The 25,620-nt window shown below is 37.7% G+C and carries 23 protein-coding genes; 12 read left to right on the plus strand and 11 right to left on the minus strand.

The genetic code is table 11. The features are described 5' to 3' along the window. Window positions 1–50: 50 nt before the first annotated feature. Entirely contained in the window at window positions 51–2,522 is a 2,472-nt protein-coding gene (gene lon, locus R2Q70_RS03560; protein ID WP_316806284.1) for an endopeptidase La, read from the minus strand. Between the two features lie 311 nt (window positions 2,523–2,833). Between lon and R2Q70_RS03565 the strand changes: the two genes are divergently transcribed. Next, window positions 2,834–3,454: a tetratricopeptide repeat protein gene (locus R2Q70_RS03565; protein ID WP_316806285.1), complete on the plus strand. Its 621-nt coding sequence runs from the start codon at window positions 2,834–2,836 to the stop codon at window positions 3,452–3,454. A 54-nt stretch (window positions 3,455–3,508) separates the two neighbouring features. On the opposite strand, the gene R2Q70_RS03570 is transcribed toward R2Q70_RS03565, so the two are convergent. Together R2Q70_RS03570 and gpmI are read right to left on the minus strand one after the other, a co-directional pair. After that, window positions 3,509–4,039 (minus strand): hypothetical protein, encoded by a 531-nt coding sequence (locus R2Q70_RS03570; RefSeq protein WP_316806286.1) that lies wholly within the window; start codon window positions 4,037–4,039, stop codon window positions 3,509–3,511. Beyond that, on the minus strand, window positions 4,039–5,562 hold the full coding sequence (gene gpmI / locus R2Q70_RS03575; protein ID WP_316806287.1) for a 2,3-bisphosphoglycerate-independent phosphoglycerate mutase: 1,524 nt from the start codon (window positions 5,560–5,562) through the stop codon (window positions 4,039–4,041). The genes R2Q70_RS03570 and gpmI overlap by 1 nt, the downstream gene beginning before the upstream one ends. A gap of 207 nt (window positions 5,563–5,769) precedes the next feature. Here gpmI and R2Q70_RS03580 point away from each other — a divergent pair, with 207 nt between their 5' ends. From R2Q70_RS03580 to R2Q70_RS03595, 4 genes are all read left to right on the plus strand, one after another. Then, window positions 5,770–6,135 (plus strand): DUF4783 domain-containing protein, encoded by a 366-nt coding sequence (locus R2Q70_RS03580; protein ID WP_316806288.1) that lies wholly within the window; start codon window positions 5,770–5,772, stop codon window positions 6,133–6,135. 124 nt (window positions 6,136–6,259) lie between these two features. After that, window positions 6,260–7,102: a carboxylating nicotinate-nucleotide diphosphorylase gene (gene nadC, locus R2Q70_RS03585; RefSeq protein ID WP_316806289.1), complete on the plus strand. Its 843-nt coding sequence runs from the start codon at window positions 6,260–6,262 to the stop codon at window positions 7,100–7,102. 50 nt (window positions 7,103–7,152) lie between these two features. Next, complete coding sequence (plsY, locus tag R2Q70_RS03590) at window positions 7,153–7,803, plus strand: glycerol-3-phosphate 1-O-acyltransferase PlsY (protein WP_316806290.1); 651 nt, start codon at window positions 7,153–7,155, stop codon at window positions 7,801–7,803. Window positions 7,804–7,894: 91 nt separating this feature from the next. Further along, a complete protein-coding gene (locus R2Q70_RS03595) occupies window positions 7,895–8,698 on the plus strand; it encodes a M48 family metallopeptidase (protein ID WP_316806291.1) in 804 nt (267 codons plus the stop codon). A gap of 158 nt (window positions 8,699–8,856) precedes the next feature. On the opposite strand, the gene R2Q70_RS03600 is transcribed toward R2Q70_RS03595, so the two are convergent. The 4 genes from R2Q70_RS03600 to R2Q70_RS03615 all read right to left on the minus strand — a co-directional run bounded on the left by R2Q70_RS03600 (window position 8,857) and on the right by R2Q70_RS03615 (window position 14,617). Further along, window positions 8,857–10,116, minus strand: a complete 1,260-nt coding sequence (locus R2Q70_RS03600; RefSeq protein WP_316806292.1) for an anthranilate synthase component I family protein — start codon at window positions 10,114–10,116, stop codon at window positions 8,857–8,859. 248 nt (window positions 10,117–10,364) lie between these two features. Then, window positions 10,365–11,645, minus strand: a complete 1,281-nt coding sequence (locus tag R2Q70_RS03605; protein ID WP_316806293.1) for an adenylosuccinate synthase — start codon at window positions 11,643–11,645, stop codon at window positions 10,365–10,367. A gap of 38 nt (window positions 11,646–11,683) precedes the next feature. Continuing rightward, window positions 11,684–12,175, minus strand: a complete 492-nt coding sequence (locus R2Q70_RS03610; RefSeq protein WP_010600195.1) for a Fur family transcriptional regulator — start codon at window positions 12,173–12,175, stop codon at window positions 11,684–11,686. Between the two features lie 234 nt (window positions 12,176–12,409). Next, entirely contained in the window at window positions 12,410–14,617 is a 2,208-nt protein-coding gene (locus R2Q70_RS03615) for a RelA/SpoT family protein (protein WP_010600194.1), read from the minus strand. A gap of 110 nt (window positions 14,618–14,727) precedes the next feature. On the opposite strand from R2Q70_RS03615, the gene R2Q70_RS03620 reads away from it, so the two are divergent. The 4 genes from R2Q70_RS03620 to R2Q70_RS03635 all read left to right on the plus strand — a co-directional run bounded on the left by R2Q70_RS03620 (window position 14,728) and on the right by R2Q70_RS03635 (window position 18,107). Next, window positions 14,728–15,342, plus strand: coding sequence for a DUF4294 domain-containing protein (locus R2Q70_RS03620; protein ID WP_316806294.1), 615 nt, complete (start codon window positions 14,728–14,730; stop codon window positions 15,340–15,342). Between the two features lie 5 nt (window positions 15,343–15,347). Then, the gene (locus tag R2Q70_RS03625) at window positions 15,348–15,863 is read left to right on the plus strand and encodes a glutathione peroxidase (RefSeq protein ID WP_316806295.1); all 516 of its coding nucleotides are present in this window, start codon (window positions 15,348–15,350) and stop codon (window positions 15,861–15,863) included. A 1-nt stretch (window position 15,864) separates the two neighbouring features. Further along, window positions 15,865–16,581 (plus strand): bacillithiol biosynthesis deacetylase BshB1, encoded by a 717-nt coding sequence (gene bshB1, locus R2Q70_RS03630; RefSeq protein WP_316806296.1) that lies wholly within the window; start codon window positions 15,865–15,867, stop codon window positions 16,579–16,581. A gap of 164 nt (window positions 16,582–16,745) precedes the next feature. Next, a complete protein-coding gene (locus R2Q70_RS03635) occupies window positions 16,746–18,107 on the plus strand; it encodes an acyl-CoA dehydrogenase family protein (protein ID WP_316806297.1) in 1,362 nt (453 codons plus the stop codon). Between the two features lie 335 nt (window positions 18,108–18,442). On the opposite strand, the gene R2Q70_RS03640 is transcribed toward R2Q70_RS03635, so the two are convergent. The 3 genes from R2Q70_RS03640 to R2Q70_RS03650 all read right to left on the minus strand — a co-directional run bounded on the left by R2Q70_RS03640 (window position 18,443) and on the right by R2Q70_RS03650 (window position 21,262). After that, on the minus strand, window positions 18,443–18,844 hold the full coding sequence (locus R2Q70_RS03640) for a hypothetical protein (protein ID WP_316806298.1): 402 nt from the start codon (window positions 18,842–18,844) through the stop codon (window positions 18,443–18,445). A 2-nt stretch (window positions 18,845–18,846) separates the two neighbouring features. Continuing rightward, on the minus strand, window positions 18,847–20,178 hold the full coding sequence (gene lat / locus R2Q70_RS03645; RefSeq protein ID WP_316806299.1) for an L-lysine 6-transaminase: 1,332 nt from the start codon (window positions 20,176–20,178) through the stop codon (window positions 18,847–18,849). Window positions 20,179–20,392: 214 nt separating this feature from the next. After that, entirely contained in the window at window positions 20,393–21,262 is an 870-nt protein-coding gene (locus R2Q70_RS03650) for a 1-aminocyclopropane-1-carboxylate deaminase/D-cysteine desulfhydrase (protein WP_316806300.1), read from the minus strand. A gap of 385 nt (window positions 21,263–21,647) precedes the next feature. Between R2Q70_RS03650 and R2Q70_RS03655 the strand changes: the two genes are divergently transcribed. Continuing rightward, entirely contained in the window at window positions 21,648–22,676 is a 1,029-nt protein-coding gene (locus R2Q70_RS03655; protein ID WP_316806301.1) for an RluA family pseudouridine synthase, read from the plus strand. 3 nt (window positions 22,677–22,679) lie between these two features. After that, entirely contained in the window at window positions 22,680–23,519 is an 840-nt protein-coding gene (locus R2Q70_RS03660; protein ID WP_316806302.1) for an aminotransferase class IV, read from the plus strand. Between the two features lie 37 nt (window positions 23,520–23,556). Here R2Q70_RS03660 and fmt read toward each other — a convergent pair whose 3' ends face one another. After that, window positions 23,557–24,465 (minus strand): methionyl-tRNA formyltransferase, encoded by a 909-nt coding sequence (fmt, locus tag R2Q70_RS03665; RefSeq protein ID WP_316806303.1) that lies wholly within the window; start codon window positions 24,463–24,465, stop codon window positions 23,557–23,559. Window positions 24,466–24,553: 88 nt separating this feature from the next. Between fmt and R2Q70_RS03670 the strand changes: the two genes are divergently transcribed. Continuing rightward, on the plus strand, window positions 24,554–25,600 hold the full coding sequence (locus R2Q70_RS03670) for a DNA topoisomerase IB (RefSeq protein WP_316806304.1): 1,047 nt from the start codon (window positions 24,554–24,556) through the stop codon (window positions 25,598–25,600). Window positions 25,601–25,620: the final 20 nt, after the last annotated feature.

Raw genomic sequence — 25,620 nt, forward strand, 5'->3', positions numbered from 1 at the left:
AAGTATTTATTGTTATCGGATTTTTAACTGCTAACCTAAAAGATTACAATTTAGTTGACAATTGGCGCAAGTTTGATTGTTAAATCCAAAGGTTTTTTAACCTTATTTTTTGTTAATGCCAATTCGATCACCTCACTCATTTCAGTAACATAATGGAAAGTAAGATCCTTGATGTAACTTTCTTTAATCTCTAAAATATCTTTTCGGTTGCTTTTGCAAAGGATAATTTCTTTAATGTTTGCTCTTTTAGCAGCAAGAATTTTTTCCTTAATTCCACCAACCGGAAGTACCTTTCCACGCAAGGTAATTTCGCCAGTCATGGCTAAATGTTGTTTTACTTTACGTTGTGTAAATGCCGAAGTTAATGCGGTAAGCATGGTTACTCCGGCTGATGGGCCGTCTTTTGGAGTTGCGCCTGCAGGAACGTGAACGTGAACATCCCAGTTGTCGAATAGGGTGTAGTCAATGCCGAATTCTGCAGCATGTGCTCTTAAATAAGCTAAAGCAATTACGGCAGATTCTTTCATCACATCGCCTAAATTACCTGTTAGCGTCAGCTTTCCTTTTCCCGGGCTCAAGCTCGATTCGATAAACAAAATATCTCCACCTACACTTGTCCATGCTAATCCGGTTACCACTCCCGCAACTTCATTTCCTTCGTAAAGGTCTTTATCATAAATTGGCGCACCTAAAATGCGTTCGATATCTTCGTTATCCAATGTTACGTTATATTCCTCTTTCATGGCAAGTTTAGTGGCCACACCACGCACCAGTGAACCAATTTTCTTTTCCAAACCACGCACACCCGATTCACGTGTGTAATCTTCAATCACTTTTTCGATTAGCGCAGGTTTAAGATTGATATCTTTATTCTGTAAGCCGTGATTTTCTTTTTGTTTTGGCAGAAGATATTTCTTCGCAATTTCGATTTTCTCTTCGATGGTATAGCCATTTACTTCGATAATCTCCATCCGATCAAGCAAGGCCGGCTGAATGGTGCTTAACGAATTTGCAGTTGCGATGAACAAAATATTAGATAGGTCGTAGTCTACTTCTACATAGTGATCATAGAAAGCGTTATTTTGTTCCGGATCCAGCACTTCCAGCAAAGCTGATGAAGGGTCGCCACGATGATCGGTACCAACTTTATCAATCTCATCCAAAACGAAAACAGGATTATCTGCTCCAGCTTTTTTAATTGATGAAATAATTCGGCCTGGCATTGCGCCAATATAGGTTTTACGGTGACCACGAATTTCGGCCTCATCGCGAATGCCACCTAAAGCCATCCGTACATATTTACGTCCCAAAGCTTTGGCGATAGACTTTCCTAAAGATGTTTTACCAACTCCCGGAGGACCTACCAAACACAAGATGGGCGCTTTCATATCGCGTTTTAACTTTAAAACAGCAAGATATTCTACAATACGCTGCTTAACTTTTTCTAAGCCAAAATGGTCTTTATCAAGAATACGTTGGGCACGTTTTAAATCAAAATTATCTTTTGTAAACTCGCTCCAGGGTAAATCAAGAAGCAATTCAAGGTAATTTAGCTGAACAGAATAATCTGGCGCCGCCGGGTTCATTCTACCTAACTTATCTAATTCTTTATCAAAATGATCGGCAACAGCTTGTGACCATTTTTTCTTTTTTGCTTTTTCCTGAAGGGCATCAAATTCTAAATCGGCCGAATTTCCACCCAGTTCTTCCTGAATGGTTTTAAGTTGCTGATTTAAGAAATAATCACGTTGCTGCTTATCAAGGTCGGTACGTACTTTAGATTGAATTTGATTCCTCAACTCCAGCATCTGCAATTCAACCATCAAAAGCTCCATCACCTTTTGTGCTCTTTCCTGCAATTTACCCATTTCGAGGATTTTCTGCTTATCGGCCATTTCGGCATTCATGTTCGACGAAATAAAATTGATCAAAAATGAATTGCTTTCGATGTTTTTTAATGCAATACTCGCTTCACTTGGAATGTTTGGCGACAATTGAATAATTTGCGCCGACATTTCGCGAATAGAAGCGATAAGTGTTTTAAACTCCTTATCTGCTTTATGTTTCTGTTCTTCAAATTTCTTCACAACAGCCTTGATGTAAGGCTCATTTTGTACTTCCTCAATCAGGCTAAAACGTTGTTTGCCCTGAATAATAACCGTGGTATTTCCATCAGGCATTTGCAACAACTTAATGATGTTTGCAACCGTACCAACCGTATTTAACTGCTCAAATGTAGGGTCTTCAATGGAAACATCTTTTTGAGATACTACCCCAATAATTTTATTTCCTTTGTAAGCTTCTTTAATCAGTTTAATTGATTTATCTCTGCCAACGGTAATTGGAATTACCACTCCAGGAAATAAAACGGTGTTTCGCAACGGCAAAATCGCCAATGTTTCAGGCGTTTCCTCATTGTTCATTTCCTCTTCGTCTTGTTGCGACATTAAAGGGAAAAATTCGGTATCCTCGTTAATTATTGGCATAGCAGAATGGAAATCAAATATATCTTGTTTACTCATTATCACATTTTCCTCTCACGACAAACTGGCAGTTGATCGTATTCACTTCGTTTATTTATGTTGTTAAGGTAGCAATTTCAACTCTTGTGCCAAAGTGAAAATAATATTAATCTTATGTTAAAAAGGCAGAGCAACTTTTAATATTCCGCCATTATCATATAAATTGTTTTTTAGCGTTAAGCTAATGTTTGGGGTATTTAACGCTTATTCACAAAAATTAAAAACTTTTAAATTATCAGAATAGGATTATATTGCAACAAATTTCGTCTTTTTAGACGGTAGATTTACGAAAAAAACATATTATTCATTACATGAACTATTTTAAGCAAGTTATTTTAGGTTTAATTATTTTATCATCAACCAGCAGTTTTGCACAAAACAACTACGAAAGAAGCATGCAGGCAATGATTAAGGGTGATTATAAAACCGCTGTTACGCAACTGGAAAAAGCGGATACAAAAACGCCTGATAACGCTAAAATTCTACAAATGCTGGGTTATTCTTACTTTCAAAATGGACAATATGAGAAATGTATCGAAACTTATAGTCGCCTCATTACTGTTAAACCAACAGAAGTATCTGCGTATTACTATCGTGGCAAAGCGAGACTAAATATTGCAAACGATCCTAAAGAATCATTAAATAGTATGCGGGAAAATTTTTACACCGCCTCAATTAAAGATTTTACTAAGGCAATTGAAATAAATGGGGAGGAAGATACCCAAATGTTTCAAAACCGTGGATTAGCTTACAAAGATTACGCAATTTTTAGATCATACAAGGCAAAGAAGAAGGATGAGAAAACAGCTTGTGTGGCATTGTTTAATAATTCCATTTCTGATTTCCAAAAAGTATTAACCATGCAGCCATTGCGTAAAGATATTATTGATTGGGTTGCTTACGATAAAGCACAGATTGCAAGTTTAAAGTAAGATCTGAATCTAAATAGAAAACGGGCTGTTGAATTTTCAAAGCCCGTTTTTTTGTTATTTAAACTTTCCGGAGATGGTATATTTTTTCTCCTTTAGCAATCGTATTTTTTGCTGTTTTTTTATGAGGTATAAACTATCAGGATAGTAACTCAGTGTATCATTTGATTGAAACAGGATATTTTTATTGGCAATGATAATTTCTATCTTCTGAATTTCAGAACCTCTCTTGGCAACATAAACCCATTTCACAGGGATTTTTTTACTGTCAGAGCTGTATACATCAGCTAAACCAACTTTTTTATTTGTGAAGCTACCCTGCCATGAGGCTTTATTAATATCTGCATTGGCAAAAATAGCAAGTTCTTTTTTCCAATCCGCTACCTTAACGTTGTTACTTTCGTTGATGCCATTCACACTAACCGTTTTGCTTACTGTTGGATTCAGTCTTTGTAGTCGGGCTATCTCTTTTTCGAAATAGCCCTGTAAGTCAAAGTAGGCATTTCCGCTATCTATTTTTGAATCTTTTCCCTGATTACAGGAAATCAATGTTAAAACAAAAAGTAGGATATAGGTATTTTTGGTCATTATACTAAAACGTTTCCTGTCATTTCTGCCGGAATGGCTACTCTTAGTATTTTTAAAACGGTTGGTGCAATGTCGCCTAATTTTCCATCGGCTAAAGTTTTGTAATCCTTATCAATTAAAATACAAGGGACAAGATTGGTAGTGTGTGCTGTATTTACAGATCCATCGCCGTTTACCATATATTCAGAATTGCCATGATCGGCTAATAGAATAAAAGAGTAACCATTTTCTAAACCTTTATTAACTACAATTTCTGCACATTTATCTGCAGTTTCTACGGCTTTTACCACTGCATCGAAAACGCCTGTATGTCCAACCATATCCGGATTGGCAAAGTTTAAACAAATAAAGTCGGCCCAACCGGTTTCCATTTCTGCAGTAATGGCCGCGGTAATTCCAGCCGCACTCATTTCTGGTTGCAAATCATAGGTGGCCACTTTAGGTGAAGGAATTAAGATTCTTTTTTCGTTTGGAAACTCTGATTCTCTACCACCAGAGAAGAAGAAGGTAACGTGTGGATATTTTTCTGTCTCGGCAATACGAATTTGATTTTTATTATTTTCTGCTAAAACTTCTCCAATCGTTTTTGTTAGATCATCTTTCGTGAAAATAACATTTACTTTCTCAAAGCTTTCGTCATAAGATGTCATTGTAACATAATACAACGGCAGTTTATGCATTTGTTGTTCCGGAAAATCTTTTTGCGTTAGCGCCGTAGTAATTTCTCTTCCGCGGTCTGTACGGAAATTGAAGCAGATTACTACATCGTCATTCTGGATGGTTGCAACGGGCAAACCATTATCTTGCGTTAACACAACCGGCTTTAAAAACTCATCTGTAATACCTTCTTCATAAGATCTTCTGATCACAGCAAGTGCATCTTGAGTTTTCTCTCCAATGCCATTCACCATTACATCGTAAGCTTGCTTTACGCGTTCCCAACGGTTATCGCGATCCATTGCGTAGTAACGCCCCACCATTGTAGCCAACTTAGCCGAAGTGTTTTCAATGTGGTTTTGAAGGTCGGTAATAAAACCTAATCCTGAATTTGGATCAGTGTCGCGGCCATCTAAGAAAGCATGGACAAATGTTCTTTCAACATTGGCCTGGTTTGCTGCATCACATAATGCTTTTAAATGCTCAATGTGGGCATGAACGCCGCCGTTTGAAACCAGCCCAATGAAATGAACGGCCTTGTTATTTTGTTTGGCATAATCAAAAGCAGCAAGCAAAACCGGATGAACATGTAATTCTCTATCCGCGATTGATTTGTTAATTCTACCAAGTTCTTGATAAACTACGCGACCTGCACCTAAGTTCATATGCCCAACTTCCGAATTTCCCATCTGTCCGGCTGGTAAACCAACGGCTTCTCCAGAAGCTTCAAGTTTCGAGTTTGGGTAGTTTTTTAATAATGAATCGAAAAAAGGAGTATTTGCAGCATAAGCGGCATCAGAATTATCTTGTCTTCCGTAGCCCCAACCATCTAAAATTATAAGTGCGAGTTTTTTATCGTTTATCATCTTATTTTATAAAAAATTAATTGAACACGTTTAAAACATTTTCTCATGAAACATGTTTTATTGTTTTCTTATGGAGCAAATATAAGTTTATTGAAGCTTATCCAAATGAAGAAATCCGTTTTTTGATAAGCTAATGGCATAATTTTAGCTACAAGGTCATTATAAAATACAGAAATGATCCGGAGCTTGTTTTTACTAATTATTAGTTTGTCATCACTAAATGGTTCAAAAGCCTTTCAGGCTGATATTATTGATGATTTATCCTCGTATTTTAAAACCAGCAATGCCAGTCAGATTGCGAAAAATTTTGCTTCAACAATTGAGTTAATTCTGATTGATGAGGAAGATGTATACTCAAAAGCACAAGGTGAGCAGATCTTAAGGGATTTTTTTATCAAACATCCTCCGATAAAAACAAGTATTTTTCATAAAATTAATACAAATCCTAACTATCGTTTTGGCGTAATTATTCTGAGCACTTCGAAAGAAACGTTTAGGGTATCGGTAACCATGAAAAAATTCAACAATAACTTTTTAATTACCGAATTGCGCATTGAACCCGCTAAAGATTAACACCAATCTTTTCCAATTTTATGATCTGACGAGAATATTTACGTATGGGAATTGACGCTTTAATTTTGTCAGCAGATTGTCTGCTCGTAAATAATTCCTATTTTTGCAGCATAAAATCTCAACTTTGGATATTCAACTGATACAACAATTCATAAAAAATGCACTTGCCGAAGATGTTGGCGATGGCGATCACACTTCATTATCAACCATTCCTGCGGGAACACAAGGGAAAGCAAAATTAATTATAAAAGAAGATGGCATTTTAGCTGGAATGGAGCTAGCTGTTGAAATTTTTGCAACCGTTGATGCAAGCTTAAAAGTAGATGTGCTTTTGCAAGATGGAGCTACCGTGAAGGTTGGTGATATCGGTTTAACAGTTTCGGGGAGTACCCATTCTATTTTAATCGCAGAGCGATTGGTTCTAAATTGCATGCAGCGTATGAGTGGCATTGCAACCAAAACACATCGCATTGTTTCGATGTTGAAAGATACCAAAACGAAAATTTTAGATACCCGGAAAACCACACCTGGATTACGCTATTTAGAAAAATGGGCGGTTCGTATTGGCGGCGGTGTAAACCATCGCATCGGCTTATACGATATGATTTTAATAAAAGATAATCATGTAGATTATGCCGGAGGAATATCTAACGCCATTAATGCTGCAAGAAAGTATTTGGCTGATCAGCAAAAATCGCTACAAATTGAAATAGAAGTGAGGAATATTGAGGAATTATCTCAGGTGTTAGCCGTTGGAGGTGTTGACCGAATTATGCTGGATAATTTCAGTTTTGAGAATCTAAGAGCAGCAGTGAAGCTGATTGATGGTAAATTCATTACCGAAGCTTCAGGCGGGATAACCGAAGATAACGTAGTTGAATACGCAGCTTGCGGTGTCGATTTCATTTCTATGGGTGCACTCACGCATTCAGTTAAAAGCTTAGACATTAGCTTAAAAGCATATTAAAGGTGATTTGCTATAAAATGGAAAGCTTATTTTTTGTATCATTGTAGGCTATGGTTACGGTTTATTCTCTCAGCGCATTATTAGTTGCCTATCTTTTTGGATCAATCCCTACCGCTGTCTGGCTCGGTCAGGCTTTTTATGGGGTCGATGTAAGAGAGTACGGCAGTGGCAATGCAGGGGCAACCAATACCTTTCGTGTTTTAGGTAAAAAAGCTGGTATTGCCGTAATGATCATCGATATTGCGAAAGGCTATACCGCAACCAATCTTGCTTATCTTATCGGCATGTCTGTTACCGGACCACAAAATTCCGTCATCTTTGTGAATTATCAGCTAGCACTCGGCGTAACTGCTGTAATGGGGCACTTGTTTCCCGTTTTTGCTGGTTTTAGGGGTGGAAAAGGGGTGGCAACCCTTTTTGGAATGATTTTGGCAGTTAACTTCGAAGCATCTATGCTTTGTGTTCTGGTTTTCGTGGTGGTGTTACTATTAACTAAATACGTTTCATTAAGTTCCATTTGTGCAGGATTTACGTTTCCGCTAAGTGTAGTCTTTTTGTTCCAGGTTTCCATAAAATCTGAAGTGCTGTACGGCATGGTGGTTTGTATATTGATTTTAGTTACGCACCAAAAAAATCTCGAAAGATTGCTAAAAGGCAAAGAATCTAAAGTGTATTTGTTTAAGAAAAAAACTAACAATTAACAAAAACACATTCACTAAAACTTATTTGTAGGCTTACTGTTTATTATTTCGGTTTGTAAAACGAATATTACTAATCATTTAAAATTGCGTTATGAAAAAATTATTTTTAACAGCAAGTGTTGCTGGGGTTATACTATTTAATTCATGTTCTACTGTTCCCTTAACCGGAAGAAGTAGGCTAAGCCTGGTTGATGATAGTTCTTTGCAACAGCAAGCAGCAATTGGATACCAACAATTGTTAAGTGATCCACAAACTAAGGTAGTTTCATCAAACAATGCAAATTCGGCGATGGTAAAACGCGTTGGCCAAAAAATAGCTGCTGCAGTAACTCAATATATGAACCAGAATGGTTTTGGTGAACAAATCAAAAATTATAAGTGGGAATATAATCTGATTGAAAGTAAAGAAATTAATGCGTGGTGTATGCCCGGTGGTAAAATTGCTGTTTATACCGGTATTTTACCAGTGACAAAAGATGAAGCTGGTTTAGCAACTGTAATGGGACATGAAGTGGCTCATGCTATTGCACAGCATTCTGCAGAGCGGGCTTCTCAAATGCAGGCTGCGCAGGTTGGTGGAGCACTGGTAGGAGCTGCTTCATCGAATTCAAAATATGCTGAATATATTAACCAGGCCTATGGTATTGGCGGACAGTTAACAATATTGAAATATGGCAGAAATCAAGAATTAGAGGCCGATAAGATGGGCTTGTCATTCATGGCAATGGCTGGTTATAATCCGTCCAGTGCTATAGGTTTCTGGCAGAGAATGGCTCAGGCAAGTGCCGGCTCACAAAAGCCACCCGCTTTTTTAAGTACGCACCCTACCGACCAGTCTCGTATTGCACAAATACAAAGAGATTTACCAGAGGCAATGAAATACTATAAAAAATAACGGAAGCTTTAAAAGTTGAAGGTTAAAGGTTGAAAGTGAGAAACTTTCAACCTTTTTTTATGCCTTTTTGTTGATAAATTGCAACAGCTAGTTTAGGTGTTTGTTTTTACTAATGACTAATGACTAATGACTAATGACTAATGACTAATGACTAATGACTAATGAACCCCTAGTACCTTCAAAATAGCACTGGCTTTGAGCAAACATTCCTCATATTCTTTCTCTGGATCGCTTTGATAAGTGATGGCGCCTCCAACCTGAAATGATAAGTATTGGTTGGTAGAATTATAAATAATACTGCGGATAATTACATTGAAATCAAAATTTCCATCGGGGCTAATGCATCCAAACGAGCCGGAATAAACACCTCTTTTTGTTTCTTCATAGTGCTCAATCAATTCCATGGCCTTTACCTTTGGCGCACCGGTCATTGATCCCATTGGGAAAGCATCTTTAATGGCATCAACAAAATGGATAGTTGGATCAAGTTCGCAGGTGATGGTAGAAATCATTTGATGTACCTGTGGAAAGCTGTAAATGCCAAATAATTCTTCAACTTTTACTGAGCCTTTCACCGCCGATTTCGTTAAGTCATGACGAACTAAATCAACGATCATCACATTTTCTGATTGCTCCTTAACATCGTTTCTAAGCTGAGTTTTGATTTGCTTATCTTCTTTCGAATCAGCGCTTCTTCTTGCAGTTCCCTTGATGGGTTGTGATATTAGCTTTGAGCCACGTTTAGCTAAAAAACGTTCTGGCGTTGCCGATAAAATATAATGTTCGTAAACCTTTAAAAAACCAGCAAATGGCGTAGGGGAAATATCATTCAACAAGCCGAATGTTTCAACTGGGTTAATTTTTGCGTTTTCGGCAAAAAACTCCTGGCAAAAATTCACTTCATAAATATCGCCACGGATGATGTGTTCTTTCAACTTTTCTACCTTGTTAAGATATGCTGTTTTTGAAAGCCTTCGCCCAATGCTGAGTTGACCAGTAGATTCACTTTTTTCAGGCTTGAACGCATTTATTTCATTTAGAATAGCATCATCACCAATTAAAACTTCAGCCTTTCCGTTTTTAACAGCAATTAGGTATTTTGGAACAAAAAAATATAACTCCGGAAAATGTAGATGATCGGTATTTTTTGAAACCAAATCTTCGATTTCGTTTTTAAGATCATAGCTGAAAAAACCAAAAAGCCATTGCTTGTTAACTTCCTGGAATGCTTTTAGTTGTTCAAATGCTTTGCCGGAGTTGCATTTAAGTTCTGCCTGAACGTCAGCTGCCAAGATAAAATCATAAGCCGAGTAAAAATCTGGATATTGGTTGGAATCTAATAAACAACAAACATCGAACTGGTTAGCCCAGTGTAATGCCTTTTGTTTAAATTCGGTTATGTTTTGCGTGGTTTTCAAGCTGCGGCAAAGGTAACTAAACCCGACATAAGTGGAAAGCTCCCGCTGCAGATTCTTTGAATTTGCTCAGCCGTAAAAATCGGGACTTGAAACATTGGCGGGACCAACGTTAATAGTAGTAGTTGCAGTGCTTTCCAAAAAAAAAAAAAGCAACCCATTTAAAGGATTGCTTTTTATTAAGATCTCAGGTTTCGCTTGCGACAAAGATCTCTCCGTTTCGCTGCGCTTCAGTCGAGATGACGAAACTATTAACGTAACGCTAAAGTTTGCGCTCTATCTGGTCCTACAGATAAAAATTTAATTGGCACTTCTAATTCTTTTTCCAGGAACGCGATATAATCTGTTAGTTTCGCTGGGATTTCATCAACTGATGTGATTTTAGTAACGTCAGTTGCCCAACCATCAATAGCTTTCAAAACTGGTTTTGGTTCGATTGAAATAATGTCGTAAGGCATGTAATCAATGGTTTCGCCATTATATTCGTAGTGCGTACAAGCATAAATGGTATCGAAAGTATCTAACACGTCAGCTTTCATCATGATCAGTTCGGTAACACCGTTTAACATGATGGCATACTTTAGTGCAGGAAGATCGATCCAGCCACAACGACGGGCACGACCAGTAGTAGCACCAAACTCATGACCTAAAGCACGTAAATTTTCACCAACTTCATTGTCTAACTCAGTTGGAAACGGACCGCCGCCAACTCGGGTGCAGTAAGCTTTAAAAATACCGTAAACGGCACCAACTTTATTTGGCGCAATGCCTAAACCTGTACAAGCACCTGCAGTTGTTGTGTTGCTCGAGGTTACGAAAGGGTATGAACCGAAGTCAACATCCAGTAATGTTCCTTGTGCACCTTCAGCTAGAACAGCTTTTCCTTCTTTTAGGTAGCCGTTAACAAAATGCTCGCTATCTACGTGAGGAATGCTTTTTAAGAATTCAATGGCCTCAAAGAATGATGCTTCTTTTTCAGCCAATTCATATTCGAAACCTTCATAATGAGAAAGGATTTCGGTATGTTTTTCTACTAATTTATTATAACGTTCTTTAAAATCCGGAAGGGTAGTATCGCCAACACGTAAACCATTACGGCCAGTTTTGTCCATATAAGTTGGGCCAATACCTTTTAATGTTGAACCGATTTTGTTTTTACCCATGCGAGCTTCGTTTGCTGCATCTAATAATTGGTGGGTTGGTAAAATCAGGTGCGCTTTACGGGCAATAACCAATTTGCCTTCTGCTACAGGATCATGACCAGCTTTTTTTAAATTATCTAGCTCTCTTTTTAAAATGATAGGATCGATCACTACACCATTACCAATAAGGTTCATGGTTTTTTCGTTAAAAATTCCTGATGGGATGGTGTTTAATACGAATTTTTTACCATCGAACTCTAAAGTATGTCCGGCGTTTGGGCCACCCTGAAAACGGGCAATAAGATCATATTTCGGACTGAGTACATCAACGATTTTTCCCTTTCCTTCATCGCCCCATTGCAGGCCGAGAAGTACATCTACTTGCGTCATTATTAAAAATTTAAGCTGGTTTTATTTTGTGGATTGATTTAATTTGCTTCAAGCTTCGCAGCCTCAGTTTCATTTACTTTTCTGGCCATACTGCAATCTGAGCAGAAGCCATAAAGGTTCAAAGAATGATGTTTAACATCGAACTTTAAAAGATCGCCAACCATGGTTTGAATTTGATGGATGCGAGGATCGCAGAATTCTACTACCTTACCGCACTCAATACAAATCACGTGATCGTGCTGACGGTAACCGTATGATTTCTCGAACTGCGCCATGTTTTTGCCAAACTGGTGTTTGGTAACCAAATCGCATGAAACCAATAATTCTAAAGTATTATAAACCGTAGCCCGGCTTACACGATACTTTTGGTTTTTCATGTGGATATAGAGGGTTTCAACATCAAAGTGATCGTTTCGTGAATATATTTCTTCCAGGATGGCGAAACGCTCTGGTGTTTTGCGTAGATTTTTGTTTTCTAAATAAGCCTCAAAAATCTTGCGAACGAGCTCATTTGTATTTTGTTCTGACATAGTTTTTAAACTCCGTTCAAAGGTAGGTAATTAGTTTGATTGTTTAATTGCTGGATTGTTGAAATGTTGTAATAACTCGGTTGCAGGTTATAAGTTACAGGTTATAAGCTACAAGTTGCAAGTTATACGTTACAAATGCTGTTCAGATCTAAAAAAATAAAACAGTTTTAAACCTTTCCTCAAACGACTTCTAAACCTATAACCTATAACCTATAACCTATAACCTATAACCATTTAAGCATCAAACCTTGTTACACCGGTAACGCCCCTAACTTTTAGTAAATTTCTGATTAAGTTTTCCAGATGCTCCGTATCATTTACAAAAATCATAATTGATCCATCAAAAATCCCTTCATTGGTATCAACCGTAATTGATCGCATGTTTACTTTAAAATCGGTAGAGATTACCCTGGTGATGTTATTGATCAAGCCCACATCGTCAATTCCAACAATGCGAAGCCCGGTTAAGAAAGTTAATTCTTGTTGTTTGTTCCATTTTGCTTTAACCACGCGATAGCCATAATTAGCCATCAGCTGTGCTGCATTAGGGCAGTTCGTTCTGTGGATTTTAATGCCTTCACTTACGGTAATGAATCCAAAAACATCATCTCCGGGAATTGGATTACAACAAGCTGCAAGCGTATAATCAATACGTTGCATGTCTTCGCCAATGAGCAAAATGTCTGAATCGCCTCCTTTAATTTTATTCTTAATCCCATCTACTGAAAGATTTTCAGGGCGCTCCGGGCCGCGGCTTTCTACTTCTTTTTCTGTGTTCAGGTATTCTTTAATGTCTTTGAGCTCTATTTTACCTAAAGCAACATTTACAAACAGCTCCTGAGTAGAAGGAAGTTTGAAGAAATAACTTATTTTTTGAATGTTATCAGTGTTATAAGTGATTTTTAGCGATTTCATTTTGCGCTCTAAAATCTCTTTCCCGTTATCTGCTATTTTCCGTTTTTCTTCTTTTAGCGATGACTTAATTTTAGATTTAGCCTTCGCTGTAACTACAATATTTAGCCAGTCTTCTTTAGGTGTTTGCTTGCTGGATGTAATAATTTCTACCTGATCTCCATTTTGAAGTTTATATGAAATCGGAACCAGTTTGTGATTCACCTTTGCGCCAATACAGGTTGCGCCAACACCGGTATGGATTTCGAAAGCAAAATCTAATGCAGTAGCACCTAAAGGCAGTTGAATTAGAGCGCCCTTTGGCGTGAAAATGAAAATTTCATCAGAGAAAAGATTCATCTTGAAGTCGTCAAGGAAATCCAGGGCATTTGCTTCAGGATTGCTCAGCATTTCTCTAACCTTCTGGATCCATTGATCCAAACCATTATCGTTGCTCGATTCTTTGTATTTCCAGTGTGCAGCGAAACCTTTTTCAGCAATTTCATTCATGCGTTGTGTACGGATTTGCACTTCAACCCACTGTCCGCGAGGGCCCATTACGGTCGTATGTAAACTTTCGTAACCATTTCCTTTTGGCGAAGAAACCCAGTCTCGCAAGCGATCGGGATTCGGCCGGTATAAATCCGTAACAATAGAATAGGCTTTCCAGCAATCAGCTTTTTCGTTTTCGTAGGCACTATCTAAAATAATACGAATGGCAAAAAGATCATAAACCTCCTCAAAAGGAATATTTTTCTTTTTCATTTTATTCCAGATGGAATGGATAGATTTTGGACGGCCATAAACATCGGCAACCAAACCCTGTTCATGAACAATTTCATCAATAGGCTCAACAAATTTCTTGATGAACAAAGCCCTTTCTGCCTTTTTCTCGTTAAGCTTTTTCGCAATAAATTTGTAGGTATCAGGATCGAGATATTTCATCGAAAGATCTTCCAATTCTGATTTAATGGCGTACAAACCTAAACGATGAGCAAGCGGTGCGTATAAATAAATTGTTTCTGATGCAATTTTAAGCTGCTTGTGGCGGGGCATAAAATCCATTGTACGCATATTGTGCAAACGATCGGCAAGTTTGATCAAAATTACCCGAACATCATCTGCTAGCGTGAGCAGCATTTTCCTGAAATTTTCTGCCTGCAGTGAACTGTTGGTGTCAAATACACCAGAAATTTTGGTTAAGCCATCAATAATCTTCGCTGTCTTCTTTCCAAATTCACGTTCAATATCTTCCAGCGTGATGTCGGTATCTTCCACCACATCATGTAACAAAGCGCAAACAATAGAAGTGGTACCTAAGCCAATTTCTTCTGCCGCAATTTGGGCTACCGCAATCGGATGATAAATATATGGTTCACCCGATTTTCGGCGCATATCTTTATGGCTTTCCAGGGCCATATCGAAAGCTTTTCTGATCTCTTTCTTATCGCCTCGCTGTAATGTAGATTTACTTGCCCGTAATAATGCCCTATATCTTTTTAGTATTTCTTGCTTTTCCGCCTCTAAATCAATCACTAACTCTGTTTTCATTTGTTTTTTTTGCGTAAAAATTTTCGTCTTATATATGAATAAAACTTATATTAGTTCTGTTAAACGACTAATATATGAAATAACACCTAACTTTGTGAAAGTATAAATTTATGAAATTTAAAGGGCTAATCATTCTGTTTATTGTCATCATTTTTAGTGTTAAACTAAAAGCGCAAGACCCATCGCAGCCAGTTTTTCCTAAACTGGGTAAGCAGGATACGCTACGTGTAGCCTCAACTAATGATAATGGAGTGATGATTCCCTGGATGCAATTGCAGGATGTTAGCATTTTTGCAAACAGAATCTGGAAATCTCCGGCAGAAAAGGCTGCGTATAATCGTTTGCGTTACAATGTATTAAAGGTAATGCCATATGCTATCTTTGCCAAACGCCGGTATGAGCAATTGGAACAAGATATTGCCCGCACCCCTGAAAAAAAGGAGCAAAAGAAATTGGTTAAACAATGTGATAAGGAAATTAAAGACATGTTTAACCGCGAAATAAAGGAACTAACCATTACGCAAGGGCAAATTTTAACCAAACTTATTGATAGAGAGGTTGGAAGAACAACATACGATATTGTAAAACAAACTAAAGGTGGTTTTGCTGCTTTCTCCTATCAAATTGTTGCCCGGGTTGTGGGACATAATTTAAAAAGTACTTATAATCCAAATGAGGATCGGGATATTGAATCCATCATTCGTACTTCAGGATTTTACCAATAAAAATAATGCAGGATCGCATTCCGAATATTTATTCTTTCAAGGTTAAAAAGATCAATGGCGATGAGCAGCCATTGTCAGCCTTTCGAAATAAGGTTTTACTTGTGGTTAATACTGCATCTGAATGTGGATTTACGCCACAATTGAAAGAACTTCAGCAATTAAAAGACGAGATCAACAATCCTGATTTTGAAATTTTAGGTTTTCCTACAAATGATTTCGGTAAGCAGGAACCGCTAAACGGTTCGGATATTGCTACCTTTTGCGAAATTAATCACGGTGTAAAGTTTCCGGTGTTTGATAAAATTATGGTTCGTGGAGAATCTATTCATCCACTTTATCAATTCTTAAGTGATAAAAAGCAAAATTCGAAACTAAGCTCAAAACCAAGGTGGAACTTTCATAAATACATAATAAACAGGAAAGGAGAACTGGTTGATTTTTATTATCCTTTCACCAAACCTTTAAGCTCAAAAATAAAAAAGAAAATTCAGCAACTGTTGAATGAAAATGCCAATAAATAAGATGAAGTTAGATATTTTAGTTATAGCCGTTCACCCCGATGATGCAGAACTTTGCTGCTCCGGAACTATATTAAAGCACATTGCACTAGGTAAAAAAGTTGGTATTGTAGAATTAACCAGAGGAGAGTTGGGCACCCGTGGTACGGCTGAAACCAGAGATGAAGAAGCGGCAGATTCTGCTAAAATTCTGGGTTTACACGCCCGTGAAAACCTACGCATGCGTGATGGTTTTTTCCAGAACGATGAATTTCATCGCCTGGAGGTTATTAAAGCAATTAGAAAATATCAACCAGAAATTATTTTGAGTAACGCCCTGGAAGATCGTCACCCGGACCATGGCAGGGCAGGCGATTTGGTGTACGACTCCGTTTTTCTGTCAGGTTTACCTAAAATTGAAACAACACTTGATGGCGAAAACCAAACTGCACATCGGCCAAGGTTACTGTTGCAGTATATTCAGGATAGGTATATCAAACCTGATATTATCGTAGATATTTCTGAGCATATGGATAAGAAAATTGAATCGATTAAGGCATTTAAAACTCAGTTTTACAATCCGGATGTTGATGGGTTACAAACTTATATTTCTTCTCCTGAGTTTTTTGAAACCATTACGGGCCGTTCCCGGGAATTTGGTAAAAGTATTGGCGCCACTTTTGGCGAGGGTTTTACTTCTAGAAAGTTGCTTGGTGTAGATAATTTATTCGATTTGAAGTAAATGATTAACCGCAAAGGAAAGAAGTATTTTGCAAAGGGCGCAAAGTTAGATGAGCTAACCTTGCGCCCTTATTTTTTTCGTTGCGTAAGGCTTAGCGTTCTTTGCGGTTAACCTCAACGTCCAACAAAATCATTACTCATTTGTTATTCTCAAAACGAATAATAATGGCGAATATATTTTCTTCACTCAAAAACGCATATAACCTTTTCAAGCATGTAGATTTTGGTAAGCTTGATGCGTTATCAAAAAAAGTTGATTTACCCAAAATGATCGAAACCATCTCAAATCTTGATGATAAACAAATATCAGGAATGATGAAAATGATGGGTGGATCAGGTAAAAAAAGGGAGTTGCCACCAATTGATGGGGATTTTTATCAGTTGGGCGACGAAGCCCTTAATGATGAGGACCGTGAATTACAATTAAAAGTAAGGGCGTTTTTAGAGAAAGAGGTAAAGCCGATTGTAAACGATTATTGGAACAAAGCTGAATTTCCATTCGAAATTATTCCAAAACTTGCCGAGCTTAACATTTGTGGCTTAACTTATAAAGGTTATGGCTGCCCGGGAAAATCTAATTTAATGGAGGGAATTCTGGCGATGGAAATGGCAAGAATTGATACTTCGCTTTCTACCTTTTTTGGGGTGCAAAGTGGTTTAGCCATGGGCTCCATTTATCTATGTGGATCTGAGGAACAAAAACAGCAGTGGCTTCCTTTAATGCAAAAGTTTCAGGTTATTGGTGCATTTGGCTTAACTGAACCTGAAGTAGGTTCTGCAGCCGCTGGTGGTTTAACTACCACATGCAAAAATGTTAACGGAAAATGGATATTAAACGGTCAGAAAAAATGGATTGGCAATGCCACGTTTGCTGATATTTTAATTATTTGGGCCCGTGATGAAGGCGATGGCGAAGTAAAAGGCTTCATTGTTAAAAAAGATAATCCAGGTTTTGCAGTAGAAAAAATGCAGGACAAAATGGCTTTGCGTATTGTTCAGAACGGAATTATCACGCTGACAAATTGCGAGGTTGAAGAGGCAGATCGCCTGCAGAATGCGAACTCATTCAAAGATACCGCCAAGGTTTTACAAATGACCAGGGCAGGAGTTGCCTGGCAGGCGGTGGGTTGCGCCAGGGGTGCCTATGAAAATGCGCTGGATTACACCAGGACCCGTAAACAATTTGGAAAACCAATCGCATCCTTCCAGTTGATACAAAATCATTTGGTGGAGATGCTATCCAATTTAACAGCGATGCAAACTTTATGCTTCCGGTTGTCGCAATTACAAGATCAGGGACTTTTGAAAGACGAACACGCATCTTTGGCGAAGGTTTTCTGTTCACTACGTACCAGAGATGTTGTAAGCAAAGCCAGGGAGGTAATGGGTGGAAACGGGATTTTGCTGGAATACAATGTTGCCCGTTTCGTGGCCGATGCAGAAGCAATTTATTCTTACGAAGGTACGAAGGAGATTAATACCTTAATTGTAGGTAGGGCAATTACCGGTTTCTCAGCATTTGTTTAAGTGATTTATTAGTTCATTAGCTCATTGGTTCATTAGTTCAATGGTTCATTTCTTGCGTAGTTTATTTGTTCAATAGTTTTTTATTGGGAAATGAATGAGTTTACGATTGTAGAGAAATGAATTATCATTCGCATTTGAATGCGATGAAATCGCATTTTCACTCATTTCCTTTAAAGGACGGTGTTGCTTAAATTATTAGGCACTTAATATTTTGATACCCAAACTTTGTTAATAAACCCGATTGAATGAAAAGCCACAATTTTTCATTGTGCTTGAAGGGAAAGCGGGGCTGATGGAGCCAAATGTGCCGAGCCATTCGTTTCCAAAAAAAGATTCTAAAACGGATGCTTGTTAAATGCAGCCTGGCTCATCGCACTTTTTTCATATAATGCAATGCATGATGGATTAAATTGGGGATCAAAGTTTACCTCTCCAGGTTGCAGTGTTTTGGGCACATCTGCATTTTGCATGAAGAAGTAAACTTTGGTATTCCCGTATTTAGTATGCGGCATTAAGTTGCCGTAATCTTCCATCTCTTTCCAAACAGAATCTTTAACGGTTACCACATAAATGCGTTGTACCGGACCGGTATTATTGGCATTTCGATATTTTGCAATTTCCGTAAAACCAGCTTTCATATCTTTTGTGCCAGGCTGGTTAAAGGTATCTTTTGCTATAAAAAATATCAGAATTAAAACGAAGGCTGATATGAAATAGATTAGGGATTTTCTGCTCATGCCTACAATAAAGGCAATATTTTTTCCATCACCGTCAAACCTTCGTCAATATGTGTTTGCTCTATACAAAGTGCCGGACGGAAGCGGATGGTTTTCTCCCCACAACCTAAAAACATCACATTGTTTTCCATGCCTTTGCTGATGAAAGCATTGCGCATTTCCTTGCTCGGGAAATCGAATGAGCATAACAAGCCACGTCCTCTTACATTCGTCATTTTGTCGAACTTATTTGCGAAGTCTAACAGTTGCGATTGAAGATAGGAGCCAATTTTTTCTGCATTTTCGCACAACTTATCCTCCTCAACAATTTGCAAAATTTGCGTAGAGCGAACCATATCTACCAGATTTCCACCCCAGGTGGAGTTGATGCGGCTTGGCACCTTAAAAACATTGGTATCTATTTCATTAACCTTATTGCCGACTAAAATTCCGCATACCTGCATTTTTTTACCAAATGCAACAATATCGGGTCTGGCTTTTTCGCTAAAATGCTGATGGCACCAAAACTTGCCTGTTAAACCTACGCCGGTTTGTACTTCATCATAAATCAAAAACGCCTCGTTTTCATCAGCAATTGATTTTAACTGGATCAAAAATTCTTCTCTTAAGTGATTGTCGCCACCTTCTGATTGGATAGGTTCCACAATAATGGCACAGATATCATCTTTATTTTCGGCAAAGGCTTTTTTGATCTGAGCAATTGATGCTTCTTCGGTTTGAATGGCGTGTTGCAAATGATCTCCAGAGAGTGGAAATTTTACCTCAGGAACCGAAACTCTTGGCCAATCGAATTTGGCGAACCATTTTGTTTTATCGGGCAAGGTGTTGGTTAAGCTTAAAGTGTAACCTGATCTTCCGTGGAAGGCTCTTTCAAAATGCAATACTTTAAAGCCTTTTTCTGTGGTATATCCCTTGGCGAAGTTCTTTTGCACTTTCCAATCCATGGCTACTTTAATGGCATTTTCAACTGCGAGTGCACCTCCGGCAATAAAAAAAGCATGAGGTAAGTAATCAGGAATGCCAACTTTTGAAAATGTTTCTATAAACTGCGCATATTGTTGGGTGTAAACATCAGAATTTGATGGATTTGCCATTGCCGCAAGCAACAAATTTTTCTTGAAGTTTTCATCATTCACCATTTTAGGGTGATTATATCCTAAAGGAACGGATGCGAAACAGGTAAAAAAATCGAGCAGTGTTCTGTTGTATTTCGAATCGTAAATATAAGCCCCATGACTTTTTTCCATATCATAGGTTAGGTCGAAACCATCGGCTAAAATATGCTTGCTCAAAGTTTCGTTAACGCGATCGGCAGGTACTGTTAATTGGTACATAAACTTGGATTTGGTATAATTCAAATTTAATGAAATGTGCCTAAAATCAAAATTTAAGCACTTTTTGTACCGAATGCTAAAAAAATAGGTTTAAACAGTTTAAAGTATGATTATAGACGAAAATTGATTTTAGACTTCACGAGTGTGGAAAACTTTTTTGATTCAATCGACTCAAAAATTAATTTGACTGTGGAATTTTTGCGTGAACTTAAGGTTAAAATTTGTCTTTCATTCCAAAAATACCCAATAAGCCACCCGTATGGATGGCTAATATTTTATCCTTCCCAGTAATTACGTTTTTTTGATGAAGATCGACAATGGCATAGAACATTTTTGCCGTATAAACAGGATCTATAAGCATGCCCGTTTTCTCCGTAAACGTTTTAATAAAATGCATCAATTCTGGAGTGGTTTTAGCATAACCACCAAAGTGAAATCTGGTATGTAAGATGAGGTGATCAGAGATGGATGTATATTTAGAAATCTCATCTTTAATAAACTCGCCACCTTTTAAAACAGGAATTACATGAAGTTTGGTATGTAAATGTTTGTCTTGTATAGCCTTCAATACACCTGCGGCAGTAGTTCCTGTTCCTGCTGCAATGAAAATATGATCGTAAGTTTCGGTTAATTCTGCTATGATTTCCATACAGCCTTTTACCGCTTCTTCAGATGCGCCACCTTCATCAATAAAATACGCATTTGAGTCACCTCCAAAATAATTTTGAAAGAGCAATGTTTTGTTTTTGTAGCTTTGCCTGTCTACAAAAATTAACTTCATTCCAAAAAGAGAACAAAGCAGCAGCATCTCATTTTGCACTTCCTCTCCTCTAACAAATGCTGTTGATTTAAAACCAAACCTTGCAGCAGCAGCAGCGGTTGCTACCAGATGGTTTGAATAGGCTCCACCGAAAGTGATCAGGTGTTTTTTATTTTCATTTGAAGCCTTTGCTAAAATGTGTTTTAGCTTCCTCCACTTATTTCCAGAAACATAAGGGTCAATCAGATCATCACGCTTAACAAAAAAATTATCAAACAGATCTATTTCTATTTTCTGTACAGGACTGTATATTTCTTGAAACACATGTAAAAATAAAAAACACCTGCACAATGCAAGTGTCTTTTGGGCGTTTTCTTTAGATTTTTTCTACTTGAAATAGATTTTCCTCATTAGATAAGGAAAAAAATTAAGTACAATCTTAACGTTTTGAGTAAAATTTTTCATAATTGTTATCGATTAGATCTAGGTGTTAACAAAAAATAAGCCAATATTGTTTTAAGTTATAAGGAAAATAATTTCTTAACAATAAGTTAATGTGTTAATAGCCTGTTTCTTGAGCGTGATAAAAAAAAACACTTTAAATCATTTATCAAGATTAAACAATACAGGTTGATTTTTTTGTTGGATACTTTTTGCTAAAACTTAAGTCATTCGAAAAATCTTGGTCTTAAAAGTTTATTTTTGCACCATGGAAAATGTGGTCGAGTTACCAGAATCAGAAGAACAGGAGTTATACGAACATTTAAAAATTGTGGTAGATAAGGGGCAATCCTTATTGCGTATTGATAAATTTTTAATGGTTCGTGTAGAGAATGCTTCGCGTAACCGAATTCAGAATGCCATTGATGCCGGCAATGTTTTGGTTAATCAAAAGCAAATAAAGGCCAGTTATAAGGTTAAACCATTCGATGAAATTTCCATTGTTCTTCCGCATCCGCCACGTGATACAGAAGTTTATCCTGAAGATATTCCATTGGATATTATTTACGAAGACAGTGATTTGCTGGTGGTAAATAAGGTTGCGGGCATGGTGGTTCATCCGGGTTTTAATAATTACACCGGCACTTTGGTAAATGCTTTGGCTTTCCATTTTGAACAGTTGCCGCAATTACCTGGAAATGATGGCCGGCCTGGGTTGGTTCACCGAATTGATAAAGATACTTCCGGACTTTTATTGATCAGTAAAAATGAAAAATCAATAACCCATTTGGCCCGTCAGTTTTTTGATCACAGCATTACCAGAAAATATATTGCACTGGTTTGGGGCGATATTGAAAATGATGGGACGGTAACGGGTTTTATTGGCCGAAGCGTAAAAGATCGCCGGGTGATGGATATTTATGATGATGAAGAAAAGGGTAAATGGTCAGTAACGCATTACAAAGTTTTAAAACGTTTAGGTTATGTAACCTTAATTAGTTGCGAACTCGAAACGGGCCGTACACATCAAATTAGGGCCCACATGCAACATATTGGACATCCCTTATTTAGCGATGCGATGTATGGTGGCGATAAGATTCTAAAAGGAACTACGTTTAATAAATATAAACAGTTTATAGATAATTGCTTTGAGTTACTGCCAAGGCAGGCATTACACGCACAAAGTTTGGGTTTTATTCATCCCACAACAAAAGAATACATGCATTTTGAGTCGCCACTTCCGGCTGATTTTAAAGCTGCATTAAACAAATGGGAAAATTACATCGCCGCATCTTAATATATGTCTCAAAAGTATCTTTTATTTAATGATGAATTTCATGCGGTTGATGCTCCGATTTTAACGGCTTCGAACAGAAGTTTTAAGTTTGGTGATGGGCTTTTTGAAAGCATGCGCATGATTGATCATAAACTTCAGTTTGCAGATTTTCATGCCGATCGTTTGGTTGGCGGAATGAAAGCGCTTAAAATGGATGGTCATGCTTTGATGGATGATTATTTTTTGCGCCAAAAGACTGCTGATTTAGTGAAGAAAAACAAATGGAATGGTAATGTTCGTTTTCGTTTATCGGTTTACCGTGAGGGTGCCGGAGTTTACACGCCTGAAATTAATAAAGCTGGTTACGTTTTGGAGGGGATGCCACTCACAAGCAATCAGTATGAGCTAAATAGTAAAGGTTTAATTATTGATGTTTACGATGAAATAGCCAAGCCGATTAACAAGTTATCGAATTATAAAACATCAAACGCTTTACCTTATGTAATGGCCGGGATTTTTAAAAGTCAGAATCGTTTAGATGAGGCGATGATTTTAAATCAAAATGGTTTTTTGTGTGAGAGTATCAGTGCCAACGTTTTTGTTGTATATAACGATCAGATTTATACACCGGCTTTAACAGAAGGCTGTGTGGGCGGAGTGATGCGAAGTGCAGTGATGCAGCTTTGTAAAATGAATGATCTGGCACTGGTTGAAGCGCAAATTAACCCTGAAATTTTAAAAGAAGCTGAAGAGGTTTTCATCACCAATGCCACACAAGGCATTCAATGGGTAATGGGTTACGGTAGAAAAAGATACTTTAATGAGGTTTCGAAGTTTCTGATTGATAAGCTAAATGCGCTCTAGTTTTCGCTGGTGAAAATGTAAATTAGCCTAAACCAATTTACAGCCTCATTCCACGAAGAAAATCTTCGATAAGCATGCGTTTTTTTCCTTCGTATTGAATATCTAAAAGTTTAATAAAGCCATCTTTTGTGGCAAATTTCAAATAAGTTTTTCCATCGGTTAGAAAACCACCGGCTACTATTGCAGGTTCCTTATCTTCTAGTTCGGCTTTAAAAATTTTGAGGGTTTTATCATTCAATAAGGTAAATGCTGTTGGATAGGGACTTAATCCGCGGATCAGGTTATAGATCTGCTGTGATGAGTTGTTCCAATTGATTTTGCAGTCATCTTTAAAAATCTTTGGAGCGTGTTTTAAAACATCATTTTGCGGTTGTGGCTGTTCGGTATAATCTCCTTTTTCAATTGCCGTAACAGTTTGCACCAATAAACCGGCGCCGATGTGCATCAGCTTGTCGTGAAGGTCTCCGGCGGTTTCTTCATCTGAGATAGGGGTTGATGCACTTTGAATAATGGCACCCGTATCAATTTCATGCGTCAGGAAAAATGTTGTAACGCCGCTTTCTTTCTCTCCGTTAATGATGGCATGATTAATCGGCGCTGCCCCGCGATATTGTGGCAACAGCGATCCATGAAGATTAATTGTACCTTTCGGCGGCATATTCCAAACCACTTCTGGTAACATCCTAAATGCTACAACTACTTGTAAATCGGCCTGATAAGATTTAAGCTGTTCCAAAAATTCCGGATTTTTTAGTTTTTCTGGCTGTAACACCGGGATGTTCTTTTCTACAGCGTACTTTTTTACAGCACTTTCATTCATTTTTTGACCACGACCTGCCGGTTTATCTGGAGCAGTAATTACTGCAACAACATTAAAGTTGGCTTGCACCAAAGCATCTAAAGAAGCAACGGCAAAATCGGGCGTACCCATAAAAACTATTTTCATACGAAAGGTGTTGTGTTTTAAATTAACGAGAATGTGCGCATTAAGTTTTTACAAAATAACTAAAAATAAATCATCCTTATAGGTTAAAATGGTACAAGGCAAAGATGTTGTTAAAGCAAACGGATTGGTTTATGTAACCGATTCAATGCCCGGGATTTATCGAAAAGGAAAGCCTGGTAAATTCCATTATGAGGATAAAGATGGTCATAAAATAAGTGAAGAAAAGCATTTAGACCGCATAAAATCGCTGGTGATTCCACCAGCCTGGCAACAGGTTTGGATTGCCAATAAACCAAATGCCTACCTGCAGGTTACCGGCATTGATGCTGCCGGAAGAAAACAATACAAATACCACCCAAAATGGACGAGTCGACGTTCTGAGGATAAATATTTCCGTTTGTTTGAATTTGGGAAGGCTTTACCTGAGGCCAGAAAAAAACTAGCAAAAGATTTAAAAAGAAAAGAACTGGATGAACGTAAAGTGTTAGCCATTTCTGTTGATGTACTTCAGAAAACACTAATCCGCGTTGGTAACGAAAGTTATGCCCAGCTTTATGGTTCTTTTGGTTTAACCACTTTGAAAGATAAACATGTTAAAATCAGCGGCAGTAAAATCAACATCAATTTTATCGGCAAAAAGGGTGTAAAGCAGAATGTAGAGCTTAATGACCGTTCGCTGGCCAAATTGGTAAAGAAATGCCGTGATATTCCTGGTCAAGATTTGTTCCAGTTTTACACAAATAGTGAAGAACATAAAGGAATTGACTCAGGAAAAATAAATAACTATATCAAAGAAATAACCGGTAGCGATTTTACGGCTAAAGATTTTCGTACCTGGGGAGGCACGTTGGAAGCATTACGCCAGTTTTCTAAATGTGCTGCGGATAAGGATTGGGAACTCAACACAAAAAAAACCGTGGTGAGTGTGTTGGATTGTGTGGCAAAAAAACTTGGGAACACCCGGGCGGTTTGCAAAAGCTCTTACGTTTATCCAATTTTAATTACCGCTTATGAAAATAACGAATTGGAGAAATATCTAAAAAAAATGAATAACCATAAGGCCATCGGAAAGCTTGGCCTCGAACATGATGAGAAAGTGCTGTTATCATTTCTAAAAGCCAATGGAAGTAAGTAAAACAAATTATATTTGTTCAG

The sequence above is a fragment of the Pedobacter agri genome (genome assembly GCF_032678665.1).
In the GTDB taxonomy this organism is placed as follows: domain Bacteria; phylum Bacteroidota; class Bacteroidia; order Sphingobacteriales; family Sphingobacteriaceae; genus Pedobacter; species Pedobacter agri_A.